At 70.6% G+C, this 13,182-nt stretch carries 11 protein-coding genes; 1 reads left to right on the top strand and 10 read right to left on the bottom strand.

Going from position 1 to position 13,182, the window contains the following annotated elements; translation table 11 throughout:
• Positions 1-126 precede the first annotated feature (126 nt).
• Complete coding sequence (locus ACFWBT_RS36365; RefSeq protein ID WP_385707272.1) at positions 127-1,515, top strand: OFA family MFS transporter; 1,389 nt, start codon at positions 127-129, stop codon at positions 1,513-1,515.
• Between the two features lie 147 nt (positions 1,516-1,662).
• Here ACFWBT_RS36365 and ACFWBT_RS36360 read toward each other — a convergent pair whose 3' ends face one another.
• The 10 genes from ACFWBT_RS36360 to ACFWBT_RS36315 form a co-directional block, all read right to left on the bottom strand.
• A complete protein-coding gene (locus ACFWBT_RS36360) occupies positions 1,663-2,673 on the bottom strand; it encodes a sugar phosphate isomerase/epimerase family protein (protein WP_385707270.1) in 1,011 nt (336 codons plus the stop codon).
• Positions 2,674-2,684: 11 nt separating this feature from the next.
• A complete protein-coding gene (locus ACFWBT_RS36355) occupies positions 2,685-3,947 on the bottom strand; it encodes a Gfo/Idh/MocA family protein (RefSeq protein WP_385707268.1) in 1,263 nt (420 codons plus the stop codon).
• A gap of 81 nt (positions 3,948-4,028) precedes the next feature.
• Complete coding sequence (locus ACFWBT_RS36350) at positions 4,029-5,078, bottom strand: substrate-binding domain-containing protein (protein WP_385707266.1); 1,050 nt, start codon at positions 5,076-5,078, stop codon at positions 4,029-4,031.
• Positions 5,079-5,098: 20 nt separating this feature from the next.
• On the bottom strand, positions 5,099-6,118 hold the full coding sequence (locus ACFWBT_RS36345) for an ABC transporter permease (RefSeq protein ID WP_385707264.1): 1,020 nt from the start codon (positions 6,116-6,118) through the stop codon (positions 5,099-5,101).
• Entirely contained in the window at positions 6,115-7,653 is a 1,539-nt protein-coding gene (locus ACFWBT_RS36340) for a sugar ABC transporter ATP-binding protein (RefSeq protein ID WP_385707262.1), read from the bottom strand. The genes ACFWBT_RS36345 and ACFWBT_RS36340 overlap by 4 nt, the downstream gene beginning before the upstream one ends.
• Before the next feature lie 117 nt (positions 7,654-7,770).
• Positions 7,771-8,952 carry an ROK family protein gene (locus ACFWBT_RS36335; RefSeq protein ID WP_385707276.1) on the bottom strand — a complete coding sequence of 394 codons (1,182 nt, stop codon included), beginning with the start codon at positions 8,950-8,952 and terminating at the stop codon, positions 7,771-7,773.
• Positions 8,953-9,523: 571 nt separating this feature from the next.
• A complete protein-coding gene (locus ACFWBT_RS36330; protein ID WP_385707274.1) occupies positions 9,524-10,198 on the bottom strand; it encodes a GntR family transcriptional regulator in 675 nt (224 codons plus the stop codon).
• 155 nt (positions 10,199-10,353) lie between these two features.
• Positions 10,354-11,301, bottom strand: coding sequence for a beta-ketoacyl-ACP synthase III (locus ACFWBT_RS36325; RefSeq protein ID WP_385707260.1), 948 nt, complete (start codon positions 11,299-11,301; stop codon positions 10,354-10,356).
• A 132-nt stretch (positions 11,302-11,433) separates the two neighbouring features.
• Complete coding sequence (locus ACFWBT_RS36320) at positions 11,434-11,568, bottom strand: hypothetical protein (RefSeq protein WP_266763888.1); 135 nt, start codon at positions 11,566-11,568, stop codon at positions 11,434-11,436.
• On the bottom strand, positions 11,537-12,868 hold the full coding sequence (locus ACFWBT_RS36315) for an OFA family MFS transporter (RefSeq protein ID WP_385707258.1): 1,332 nt from the start codon (positions 12,866-12,868) through the stop codon (positions 11,537-11,539). The genes ACFWBT_RS36320 and ACFWBT_RS36315 overlap by 32 nt, the downstream gene beginning before the upstream one ends.
• Positions 12,869-13,182: the final 314 nt, after the last annotated feature.

The raw sequence follows: 13,182 nt of genomic DNA, 5'->3' as shown, positions 1-13,182 counted from the left end.
TGACATGAGTGTGCGCGGGGGCGGCCGACGGTGCGCGTCGGCCGCCCCCGGGACCCGCGGGCGCACGAAAGGCATGTGGCAGGGGGCGCTGACCAGATCTTTCGACGCAAGGGGTGCTAGAGCGACATGACAACCACCGACTACTCGACTCCCGTCCCCTATCAAGAGGTGACGGACCACAACGGCCGCGTGTATCGCATCGGCGAGTCCGATGTCGACATCATGGGCCGCAAACGCGCATGGATGGTCTTCCTGCCCTGGGCGGGCATGATGGGCATCAGCTCCGCCGAGTACGCGTTCACGTCGGCGGAGGACACGCTCCACGAGGCTCATCTGTGGAGCAGCGGACACATCTTCTGGCTGATGGGCGTCTGGGTGTTCTTCCAGGCGGCCGTGGCCTTCCCGGCCGGGCAACTGCGCGAGAGCGGCAGGCTCCCGGCCCGTACGGCGATGCTGCTGGGCGCGCTCGGCACCCTGCTCGGCTATGTGTCCCTGGCGTTCGCGCCGAACGTGGCGGTCGCCTATCTCGGCTTCGGCATGTGCAGCGGCATCGGTGCCGGTCTCGTCTACGCGACCAGCGTGAACATGGTCGGCAAGTGGTATCCGGAGCGCAAGGGCGGCAAGACGGGTTTCGTCAACGGCGGTTTCGCCTACGGGTCCGTGCCCTTCGTCTTCCTGTTCACCTCGTACATGGATCTGGGCAACTACCGGGGCGTCCTGGTGGGTGTCGGTCTGCTCTGCTGTGCGGTGGTCGCGGTGTCCGGCTGGTTCTACAAGGACCCGCCGAAGGGCTGGTGGCCGGCGAACGTGGATCCGCTGAAGGTGTCGGACGACCCGAAGGTCCGGCGGGCGCTGGAGAAGAACCCGCCGGCGGTGAAGCAGTACACCCCCAAGGAGGCCTCGCGTACCCCCGTTCTGTGGATGATGTGGTTCTGTCTGCTGTGCACGGCCGGGATCAACATCTTCGGCATCGCCTTCCAGGTCCCGTTCGGCAAGGACATGGGCTTCGCGGGCGGGATCGTGGCCACGGCGATGTCCCTGAAGGCCATCGTCAACGGCACCGGGCGCGGTGTCATCGGCTGGATCTCCGACCGGTTCGGACGGCGCCACACCCTGATCATCGTGTGTCTGGTGCTGGGCACGGCGCAGTTCGGCGTCCTGGTCTCCGGCCAGATGGGCAGCATGCCGTTCTTCCTGTTCTGCTCCATGGTCTCGGGCTTCGGCGGCGGCGCGATCTTCCCGCTCTTCGCGGCCATGACGGCCGACTACTTCGGTGAGAACAACAACGCCTCCAACTACGGGATGGTCTACAGCTCGAAGCTGATCTCGGGCCTGGTGGGCTCCGGCATGGGCGCGGTCGTCGTCGGCGCGTGGGACTACCAGGGCGCGTTCGTGCTCGCCGGGTCCATCGGTCTGGCGTCCGCCGTGCTGGCCCTGTTCCTCAAGGCACCGGGCCGGCCGCAGGCCCGGACCATCGTTCCCAATCCGCACCCGCTCGGCGAGGAGATGGCGTGACCTCGGGCTGACACCCGCGAGCGTGTGGCGAAAGAACGGCCCGTACGAGGGGGCCCTCCCCGCGAGTCGGCGGAGAGGGCCCCCTCGTGTGCCGGGCCGTGCCGGGCCGTGCCGTGCTGTGCCTGCTGCTGCCGGGCGGTGGGGCGGCTAGGGGCTGTCGTTGCCGCCGAACGCCGCGTCGAACGATGCCGACGCCGGCTCGAAGTCGTACGCCTTGAGGCGGGTCAGGGCCTCGGGCGCTCCCTGGAGCCGGTCCATGCCCGCGTCCTCCCACTCGACCGAGACGGGCCCCGCGTAGTCGATGGAGCGCAGCATGCGGAAGACGTCCTCCCAGGGCACGTCGCCGTGGCCCGCGGAGACGAAGTCCCAGCCGCGCCGCGGGTCGCCCCAGGGCAGGTGGGAGCCGAGCCGGCCGTTGCGGCCGTCGAGACGCTTGCGGGCCTCCTTGCAGTCGACGTGGTAGATCCGGTCGCGGAAGTCGTAGAGGAATCCGACCGGGTCGAGGTCCTGCCAGACGAAGTGCGACGGGTCGAAGTTGAGGCCGAAGGCGGGCCGGTGGTCGACCGCCTCCAGGGCCTTGTGCGTCGTCCAGTAGTCGTAGGCGATCTCGCTCGGGTGGACCTCGTGCGCGAACCGGACGCCCTCGGCGTCGAAGACGTCCAGGATCGGGTTCCAGCGGGCGGCGAAGTCCTCGTAGCCGCGCTCGATCATGGACTCGGGGGCGGGCGGGAACATCGCGACGAGGTGCCAGATCGCCGAGCCGGTGAACCCGATGACGGTGTCGACGCCGAAGGCCGCCGCCGCGCGCGCGGTGTCGGCGATCTCGGCGGCGGCCCGCTTGCGCACGCCCTCGGCCTCGCCGTGACCCCAGATACGGGCGGGCAGGATGGCCCGGTGGCGTTCGTCGATGATGGCGTCGCAGACGGCCTGGCCGACCAGATGGTTGGAGATGGCCCAGCACTTGAGACCGTACTTGTCGAGAAGCGCGCGCCGGGACTCGACGTACGACGGATCGTCGAGCGCCTTGTCGACCTCGAAGTGGTCGCCCCAACAGGCGAGTTCGAGTCCGTCGTAGCCGAAGTCACGGGCCAGGCGGCAGACCTCTTCGAGAGGCAGATCGGCCCACTGGCCGGTGAAGAGAGTGAAGTTGCGCGGCATTCCGGGCCTCCTCAGACCGCTACGGGTGTGTACAGGGAGTTCTTCTCGGCGCTCTCCTCGACCGCCGCGAGGACGCGCTGCACCTGCAGCCCGTCGGCGAAGGACGGCGTGGGCGGGCGCCCGGCCGCGATCGCCCGGACGAGGTCGCGGGCCTGGTGCACGAAGGTGTGCTCGTAGCCGAGGCCGTGCCCCGGCGGCCACCAGGCGTCGAGGTAGGGGTGGTCGGGCTCGGTGACGAGGATGCGGCGGAAGCCCGCGTGGCTGGCGGGTTCCGTGTGGTCGTGGTAGGCGAGTTCGTTGAGGCGCTCCAGGTCGAAGGCCAACGAGCCGCGCTCGCCGTTGAGTTCGATGCGCAGGGAGTTCTTGCGTCCGGTGGCGAAGCGGGAGGCCTCGAAGGAGGCGAGCGCTCCGGAGGCGAACCGGGCGGTGAAGAGGGCGGCGTCGTCGACGGTGACGGCGCCCGAACGGGAGCCCGGAACGGCATCGGACCCCGATCCGGAGCCGAACCCGGGACCGGATCCGGGATCGGACGCGCCGTTCTGCGGCACGGCCGACAGCCCACTGGACGCCCGCAGGGGCAGGGGCCGTCGGCGTACGAAGGTCTCGGTGAGGGCGGAGACCCCGCCGAGCGGATCCCCCGCCAGATACTGCGCGAGGTCGACGATGTGGGCCCCGAGGTCGCCGAGGGCGCCGGAACCGGCCGTCTCCTTGCGGAGTCTCCAGGTGAGCGGGAACTCCGGGTCCACCAGCCAGTCCTGAAGGTACGTCACCCGCACGTGCCGCAGGGCTCCGAGGCGGCCCTCGGCGACCATGGAACGGGCGAGCGCCGTGGCGGGGAGCCGCCGGTAGTTGAAGCCCACCATGGACATCTGACCGCGCCCCAGGGCCGAGGCGGCCGCCGCCGCCATGGCCTCGGCCTCGGCGACCGTGTTCGCCAGGGGCTTCTCGCACAGCACGTGCTTGCCCGCGGCCAGCGCGGCGACGGCGATCTCGGCGTGGCTGTCACCGGGTGTGCAGATGTCGACGAGGTCGACGTCGTCCCGGGCGATCAGCGCACGCCAGTCGGTCTCGGCAGCCCCCCAGCCGTGCCGGTCCGCCATCGCCCGCACGGCCTGTCCGTCCCGGCCGCAGACGGCGGCGAGGACCGGGCGGCGCGGCAGGTCGAAGACGCGGCCCACGGTGCGCCAGCCCTGTGAGTGGGCGGCGCCCATGAACGCGTAGCCGACCATGCCCACGCCCAATGGCGGCTTGGCGGCCTCGTCGCCCTGTCCCATGCGGGTGTCCTCCTCGTCGTCGTGGCGCGGTGGGGGTGGGGCCCTGTCTCCCGGACAGGGCCCCCGTGGCGGCGGGGCGCATCACTTGAAGCCGGTGGCCATGTACTGCTTGACGTTGTCCTTGTCGACGACGGCCGAGAAGAGCGTGAGCGACGCCGGGATCTCGAACTCGGCGAGCCCTCCGATGCCCTTGCCCTGCCCGAGGGTGCGGGCGAGGTCGATCGCGGACGCGGCCATGGTCGGCGGGTACAGGACGGTGGCCTTCAGGACACTGTCGTCGGCGTCGATGGCCTGGAAGGCGGAGAGCGCCCCGGCCCCGCCGACCATCAGGAAGTCGTCACGTCCGGCCTGCTCGATGGCCCGCAGCGCCCCCACGCCCTGGTCGTCGTCGTGATTCCACAGGGCGTCGAACTTCGGCTGCGCCTGCAGGAGCTGGGACATCTTGGCCTGGCCCGACTCGACGGTGAACTCGGCCGCCTGGCGGGCGACCTTCTTGATGTTCGGGTAGTTCTTCAGAGCCGCGTCGAAGCCCTCGGTGCGCTGCTTGGTGAGTTCCAGGTTGTCGAGCCCGGCGAGTTCGATGACTCTGGCGCCCGCCTTGCCCTTGAGCTTCTCTCCGATGTAGTGCCCCGCACTGAGGCCCATGCCGTAGTTGTCGCCGCCGATCCAACAGCGGTACGCCTGAGGCGAGTTGAAGATCCGGTCGAGGTTGATGACGGGGATGCCCGCCCGCATGGCCTTGAGACCGACCTGGGTGAGGGCCTTGCCGTCGGCCGGCAGCACGACCAGGACGTCGACCTTCTTGTTGATCAGTGTCTCGATCTGGCCGATCTGGGCGGCCGTGTCGTTGGAGCCTTCGGTGATCTCCAGGGACACGTCCGAGTACTTCTTGGCCCGGCTCCTGGCGTTGTCGTTGATGGCGTTGAGCCAGCCGTGGTCGGCCTGCGGTCCGGCGAAGCCGATGGTGACGTGCTTGCCGGGCTTGTCGTCGGCGGCCGGCTGGTCGTTCGCGGCCGGCTTGTCGTCCTTGGTGTCGTTGCTGGTACAGCCGACGAGGATCGCGCCGGCCGAGACGGCGGCGGTCCCGAAGAGCAGTCCTCTGCGACTGGTCAGGCTCATGGGTTCTGGCATGGCGGTGGACCCTTCCCGTGTCAGGTCGTGCTTGCTGTGCGCCGCTGGACCAGGACCGCGGCCACGATGATCGCGCCCTTGGCGATCTGCTGGACGTCGCTCTGGAGGTTGTTCAGCGCGAAGATGTCGGTGATCGTCGTGAAGATCAGGACGCCGAGCACCGAGCCGGTGATGGTGCCGCGGCCCCCGCTGAGCAGGGTGCCGCCGATGATCGCGGCCGCGATGGCGTCGAGTTCGTAGAGGTTTCCGTTGGTGTTCGTGCCGGAGCCGGACAGGATGATCAGCAGGAAGGCGGCGATGCCGCAGCACAGTCCGGAGAGCAGATAGAGATACAGCCGCTGACGTCGTACGTCGATGCCGGCGAGCCGTGCCGCCTCCGCGTTGCCGCCGACGGCGACCGTGCGCCGGCCGAAGGTGGTGCGGTTGAGGATCAGCCAGCCGAGGACGGTGACGACGGCGAAGACCAGGACCAGCGGCGGGACACCGAGGACGTAGGAGTCGCGTTCGCCGAGCTTGAGGATGCCGTCGACCGAGACGATCTGCGTCCTGCCGTCGGTGATCTGGAGGGCGAGTCCGCGGGCCGAGGCGAGCATGGCGAGCGTCGCGATGAAGGGGACCATCCCGCCGTACGCGACGAGCAGCCCGTTGACCAGGCCGCACCCCAGGCCGACCAGCACCGCGGTGAAGAGGATGCCCGCGAAGCCGTACTCCTGGGTGGCGACCGTGGTGGCCCAGACCGAGGAGAGCGCGACGATCGCGCCGACCGACAGATCGATGCCGCCGGAGGTGATGACGAAGGTCATCCCGACGGTGACGACGCCGATCACCGAGGCCTGGGTGAGGACGAGTTGGAGGTTGCGGGTGTCGAGGAACTCGTCGGGCCTGGTGATGCCGCCGATGACGATCAGGGCGGCGAGGACGCCGAGGAGCGAGAGGGTGCGGACGTCGGCGCGGGCCACGACGGTGCGCCACGCGGGGAGTTCACGCGTCGAAGGCACCATGTCGGTGCCGTCCCGGGGCGGGGACACATGCTGCGTCATGACGCCGGGCTCCCTTCACTGGCCACAGGACTTCCTTCCATCACGAGGTCGAGTACGCGGTGTTCGTCGAGCTCGCGGACGGGTGCCGTGTGCACGACGCGCCCCTCGCGGAGCACCAGGACGCGGTCGGCGAGCCCGAGGACCTCGGGCACTTCGCTGGAGACCAGCAGCACGGCGAGCCCCTCGTCGGCGAGCCGGCGGATCACCGCGTACAGCTCGGCGCGGGCTCCGACGTCGACTCCGCGGGTGGGCTCGTCGAGGAGCAGGACGCGGCAGCCGCGCAGCAGCCAGCGGGCCAGCACGGCCTTCTGCTGGTTCCCGCCGGACAGGGTCCTGACCGGCACCGCGGGGTTGTCGGGGCGCAGGGAGAGCTCGCGGGTGGCCGCCCGGGCCGCGCCGCGTTCGGCCCGCCGGTCGATCCAGCCCCCGTGCGCGTAGCTGGACATGGAGGAGACGGAGACATTGCGGGTGACCGACTCCAGCATCAGCAGGGCCTGCGCCTTGCGCTCCTCGGGGGCCAGTCCGACTCCGGCGCGCACGGCGGCGCGCACGCTGCCGGTGCGCAACGGCTTCCCGTTCACGCTGACCCGGCCGGTGGTCGGCCTGCGTGCCCCGTAGATCGTCTCCAGGATCTCGGAGCGGCCGGAGCCGACGAGTCCGGCCAGGCCGACGATTTCCCCCGGGCGCAGTTCGAGGTCGAGCGGCGCGAACTCCCCTTGCCGGGAGAGGCCTTGGACCGTGAGGACGGGGTCACCCGGTGGCCGCGCGCCGGGCCGGTCCGGGAAGACGTACTCGACGTTGCGTCCCGTCATCAGGGCCACGACCTCGCGGGTCGGTGTCGACCTGGCGGGCAGTCCCCCCGCTACCGCACGCCCGTCCTTGAGTACGGTGACCCGGTCGCCGATGCGGCGGATCTCCTCCAGACGGTGCGAGATGTAGACCACCGCGACACCGGCCGCGGTCAGGTCCCCGACGATGCGGAAGAGGTTGTCGACCTCGTCGGGGTCGAGGGCTGCCGACGGTTCGTCCATGACGATGAGGCGCACCTCGTGGGAGAGCGCCCGTGCCATGGAGACGATCTGCTGCTGGGCCGCGGACAGATCACCGACGAGCCGCGCCGGATCGATCTCGGGATGCCCGAGTCGCTTGAGAAGGGCGGCGGTTGCCGCCTTGGCGGCCTTGCCCCGTACGACGAAGCCGACGGCGGTGGGTTCATGTCCGAGGTGGACGTTCTCGGCGACCGACAGCCCCTCCACCAGGTCGAGTTCCTGGTAGATGGTGGCGATGCCCAGGCGCATGGCGGCGATCGGGGACTTGAGGGTGACGGGCTCGCCGCGCCAGTCGATGGTGCCGTCGTCGGGCTGGTGGGCGCCGGCCAGGACTTTGATGAGGGTGGACTTCCCGGCGCCGTTCTGGCCCAGCAGGCAGTGCACTTCGCCGGCCTGGACGTCGAGGTCGACGCCGTCGAGGGCCCGGACGCCGGGGAACGACTTGGTGATGCCGGACATGGTGAGCAGGGGTGGTTCTGGTGCCATGACGGTTCCCTCGGGCAGGCGTGCGGGCCGGTTGCCGGGCGGTGCGCGTACGGGGCGGGCGGTTTCGGGCACGGCGGAGCGGGACGCGGCGCCGGTGGTCCGATTCCTGGAGGTGACTTACGCGGGCGAGAAAAGGTGGTCGCTGATCAGCCGGGCCCCGCCGATGACTCCGGCGGTCGGGCCCAGCTCCCCGAGGACGATGGGCAGATTGCCGGTCGCGAGCGGAAGCGACTGGCGGTAGACCTGGGTGCGGATCGCGGCGAGCAGGGTGTGGCCGAGACCTGTCACCCCACCGCCGATCACCACCAGGCCGGGATTGAAGAAGCTGACGAGTGCGGCGATGACCTGGCCGGTGCGGTTGCCGCCCTCCCGGATCAGATCGAGCGCGGTGGCGTCGCCCGCCGCGGCGGCCGCGGCGACGTCGACGGCGCTCAGCCCGCCGTTCGTCTCCAGCCGCGAGGCGAGCTCGGCCGACAGTCCCTGCCGAGCGGCCTCCACGGCGTCGCGCGCGAGCGCGGCGCCGCTGAAGTGGGCCTCCAGGCAGCCCCGGTTGCCGCAGGCGCACGGCCTCCCGTCGGGCACCGCCTGGATGTGCCCGATGTCGCCGGCGCTGCCCGTCGCACCGCGATGGACCTCACCGCCGACGACGATGCCGCAGCCGATGCCGGTGCCGATCTTGACGCAGAGGAAGTCGCCCACGGAGCGTGCGACGCCCGCGTGCTGCTCCCCCATGGCCATCAGGTTCACGTCGTTGTCGACCATGACCGGACAGCCGAGTTCCTGGCTGAGCGCCTCGCGGACCGGTAAGCCGTCCCAGCCGGGCATGATCGGCGGGGCGACCGGGACACCCTCGGGGAAACGGACGGGACCCGGAACGCCGATCCCGGCGCCGTCGAACCCCTCCGCGAACCCCGATGCCTTCAACTTCGCCGCCATGGCGAGCACTTGCTCGGACACCGCGACGGGACCCTCGCGTACGTCCATGGGCTGGTTGATGTGCCCGAGGATCTCCAGCTCCGCGTTGGTCACGGCCACGTCGATCGAGGTCGCGCCGATGTCGACGCCGAGGAAGCGCAGCGCCGGTGCGAGCCGGACGTTGTGCGAGCGGCGTCCGCCCCGTGAGGCGGCGAGTCCGTCGGCCACCACGAGCCCGGTCTCCAGCAGCCGGTCCACCTCGACGGCCAGTTTCGACCGCGAGAGGTCGATCTGATCGCCCAGCTGGGCACGGGAGTTGGGGCCACCGTCGCGCAACAGCCGCAGCAGCCTGGCCTGATGAGCGTTCGCGGGTCGTGCCGTCATACGTCTCACGAGCCCCTCCCCGCCTCGACCGGCCGGCGTCCGTCAGGTTCCGGCCAACCTCACCGGCCCTGCTTTCGAGGGGAACGTAGCAGTGGCTGCCGGGAGTTGGAAGAAGTCGCGCAGGAATTCCCGCGCACTTTCCCCACTCGCAGGACAAAGGGAGGCCGGCGGCAGGAGCGCCGGACTCTCGGCGGTACGGCCGCATACGTTCTCCGCACCGATCTGTCGCGCGGGACACATGAGCACGGCGGGGAACGAGGCGGGCCACGCGTCGGTGGGCGAACCGGCGCAGCCGGCGGCGCGGAGGGTGCCGGGTCCGTCCCCGGCCGGGGAAGCGGGTGCGGCGGCGCGTTCGGTGCCGGCCGAGGCGGCGCACCCGTCAGGTGGCGACCCCGTGGACCCACCAGCGGAGGAGACGGGATGTACGGCGCGTACGGTCGCTGAACTTCCCGCTCTGGTCGCGGTGTTGGTCGTGATGCACGGCGCGGAGGCCCGCTGGTCGCCGTGCCGCCCGGCCTCGCGACCGGGCGGGGGCCCGAGCCGGGGCTCGGGGAGGGTTTCCGTCGGCTGACTACTTCTCGCGCTCGTGGTACATCTTCCGCGTGTGCTCCGTGTGGGCCCGCATGACCGCGGTGGCGCGCTGTTCGTCACGTTCCGCTATCGCGGCGATCAGTTCGCGGTGTTCGATCCAGGACTGCCGGCCGCGCTGCCGGGCCACCGGCGTGTAGTACCAGCGGACCCGGCGGTCGACCTGTGCGGCGAGTTCGGCGAGGACCGTGTTGCCGGCGAGTTCCATCACCTTGGCGTGCAGCCGCGCGTTCATGGCGACCGCGCCGTCCACGTCGTCGGCGGCGACCGCCCGCTCGCCCTCCGCGCACAGGTCCTCGAGCGCGGTGACGGCGGCGGCGCCCGCGTTGGCGGCGGCGAGCCGGGCGGCCTCGGCCTCCAGGAGCGTACGGACGGTGAGGAGCTGGTCGGCCTCCTCCTCGGTCGGCTCGTGCACGAACGCGCCCTGGGCGGGCCGCAGATCGACCCATCCCTCGGTGCTCAGCCGCTGGAGGGCCTCACGCACGGGCTGCCGGGACACCCCGAGGTGACCGGCGAGTTCGCTCTCGACGAGATGCTGGCCCGGCTGGAGGGCGCGGGTGGTGATGAGTTCCAGCAGCGCCTCGTAGACACGGTCGCGCAGCGGACCGGGCCGCTCGAGCTTGGGTACCGCTCCCTGAGGCAGGCCTGTCGACAACATCACGGTCCCTCCTGGGCAGCGCCGTCGCCGCGATAGGAAAGTCGATTATCAATTGTCTTTCGCCTACAGTCTACGGCGCACAAAGGCCGACGGGCACGGGAGTTGGGCTTGTCACACCCGGGCGCGCGGGCGCCGGACGAGCAGCTCAGGCCGCCTCAGGGACAGCGGACGACCTGCCCGGCGTAGGACAGGTTGCCGCCGAAGCCGAACAGCAGGACGGGGTCGCCGGTGGAGATCTCGCCGCGCTCGACGAGCTTGGAGAAGGCCAGCGGGATGCTCGCGGCGGAGGTGTTCCCGGACTCGACGACATCCCGCGCGACGACGGCGTTGACCGCGCCGATCTTCAGGGCGAGGGGTTCGATGATGCGCAGGTTGGCCTGGTGCAGGACGACTCCGGCGAGGTCCTCGGGCACGAGGCCGGCCCGCTCGCAGGCCTTGCGGGCGATCGGCGGGAGCTGCGTGGTGGCCCAGCGGTAGACGCTCTGCCCCTCCTGCGCGAACCGCGAGGGAGTGCCCTCGATGCGCACGGCGTGCCCCATCTCGGGCACCGAGCCCCACAGCACCGGCCCGATGCCGGGCTCCTCGCCCGCGGGACAGGCCTCGACGACGGCGGCCCCCGCGCCGTCCCCGACGAGGACGCAGGTCGTGCGGTCGGTCCAGTCCGTCACGTCGGTCATCTTGTCGGCGCCGATGACCAGCGCCCGGGTCGCGGCACCGGCGCGCACGGCGTGGTCTGCGGTGGCGAGGGCGTGGGTGAAGCCGGCGCAGACGACGTTGACGTCCATGGCGGCCGGCGAGGGGATGCCGAGGCGGGCGGCGACGCGCGCGGCCATGTTCGGGGAGCGGTCGACGGCCGTCGAGGTGGCGACGAGGACGAGGTCGATGTCGCTCGGCGTCAGGCCGGCCGCGGCGAGCGCCTTGGCGGCGGCGTGCGCGGCGAGCTCGTCGACCGGTTCGTCGGGCCCGGCGATGTGGCGCGTCCGGATGCCCACCCGGCTCGTGATCCACTCGTCGCTGGTGTCGACCAGGCCCGCCAGGTCCTCGTTGGTGAGTACCTTGGCGGGCTGGTAATGGCCGACGGCGGCGATCCGTGAGCCGTTCATGAGTGGTCCCCCTCGTGCTTCGGTAGCGGGATCCACCAGTCTGATCAATGACTCACGGGTACGACGGCAGGTGATGCCACAGGATTGGGACGCCAGGCTTGTCGGCTTCTGTCAGACTCTCGGACGCCCGATCTACCCCGAGAACAGTTGTGTCGCCTTCTGGACGAGCTCGTAGAGGCCGTAGCACAGGGGGGCGCCCACCCACAGCCAGGCGAAGGCGATCAGCGGTCGCCGGTCAGGCGGACTCGGGCTGCTGTCGTGCGACATCGGCGGCCTCCCTCGGTGCGGGGATGTGGTGGCGGGCATGGACGGGCCGTACGAACTCGTTCGCGACGAAGCCGACGGCGAGCAGCCCGATCATGATCAGGAACGACAGCCCGTACAGGGAGGAGCCGTGTTTGCCGGCCGCTTCCTGATGGTCCGCGATCCAGTTGACGATCAGCGGGCCGAGGACACCGGCGGTGGACCAGGCGGTGAGCAGCCGGCCGTGGATGGCGCCCACCTGATAGGCGCCGAACAGGTCCTTCAGATACGCCGGGATCGTGGCGAAGCCTCCGCCGTAGAAGGAGAGGATCACCAGCGCGGCGAGGATGAACAGCGGCTTGGAGGAGTCCCCGAGCCAGGCGATGAGCCCGTACATCAGCGCGCCGACCCCGAGATAGACGCGGTAGATGTTCTTGCGTCCGATCAGGTCGGAGGTCGAGGACCAGCCGATCCGGCCCGCCATGTTGGCCGCGGAGAGCAGGGCGACGAACCCGGCGGCGGCCGAGACGGAGACCGGTGTGGAGGAGTCCGCGAAGAAGTCCGTGATCATCGGGGCGGCCTTCTCCAGGATGCCGATGCCCGCGGTCACGTTCATGCAGAGCACGATCCACAGACACCAGAACTGCGGGGTGCGTACGGCGCCGCGCGCGGAGACCTGGACCCCGTCGAGCGCGCTCGGCCCGGACGCGGACGGCTTCTCGCCTCGGGGCACGCGCACCAGCAGCACCCCGAGCGTCATGAACACGGCATACGTCAGCCCGTGCACGAGGAAGGCGAGCGCGATCCCGGAGGAGTCGGAACCGAACGACTTCAGCATCTGGGCGGACCAGGGCGAGGCGATCAGCGCGCCGCCGCCGAAGCCCATGATCGCGATGCCGGTGGCCATGCCGGGCCGGTCCGGGAACCACTTGATCAGGGTGGAGACAGGTGAGATGTAGCCGATGCCGAGGCCGGTCCCGCCGACGAAGCCGTAGCCGAGCACGATCAGCCAGTACTGCTCGGTGGCGGCGCCCAGCGCGGCGATGAGGAAGCCGGAGGAGAAGCAGACGAGGGCGACGGTCATGGCCCAGCGCGGTCCGTTGCGCTCGACGAGCGTGCCTCCGAACGCGGCCGACAGACCGAGCATCACGATGCCGAGCTGGAAGGGCAGCGCGCTCTGGGTTCCGCTGAGTCCGAGCGCGGATTCGAGCGGCGGCTTGAAGACGCTCCAGGCGTAGGCCTGGCCGATGGAGAGGTGGACCGACAGGGCGGCCGGCGGGACGAGCCAGCGGCTCCAACCGGGCGGTGCGACAGGAGGGCTCATGATCCGGAACGATAGGAAGCGGTTGCCCGACTGTGAACCCACGCGGCGCGAACGGGGCGACCGTGTGCGATGAGCGGTCCCCCTGACGCGACGAACGGTCACCGGGTCCGGATTCCTCGCGCCGCGCGCGGAGTGCCCCGAAGCCCCCGGCGTCGTCAGGCCCCTTGCCCCCGCCCATTCCATCCTGTAGACAATATTTCGTCGACAGAGTTCGGAAGTTCCTCGGTACCCTCGACCGAACGGAGCGCCACACAGTGAGAGTCGCAGTTCTCGGCGCCGGTGCGATCGGCGCCTACGTCGGCGCCGAGACTGTC

Source organism: Streptomyces sp. NPDC060027, assembly GCF_042737005.1.
In the GTDB taxonomy this organism is placed as follows: domain Bacteria; phylum Actinomycetota; class Actinomycetes; order Streptomycetales; family Streptomycetaceae; genus Streptomyces.
This window is presented reverse-complemented; position numbering and strand designations above follow the sequence as displayed.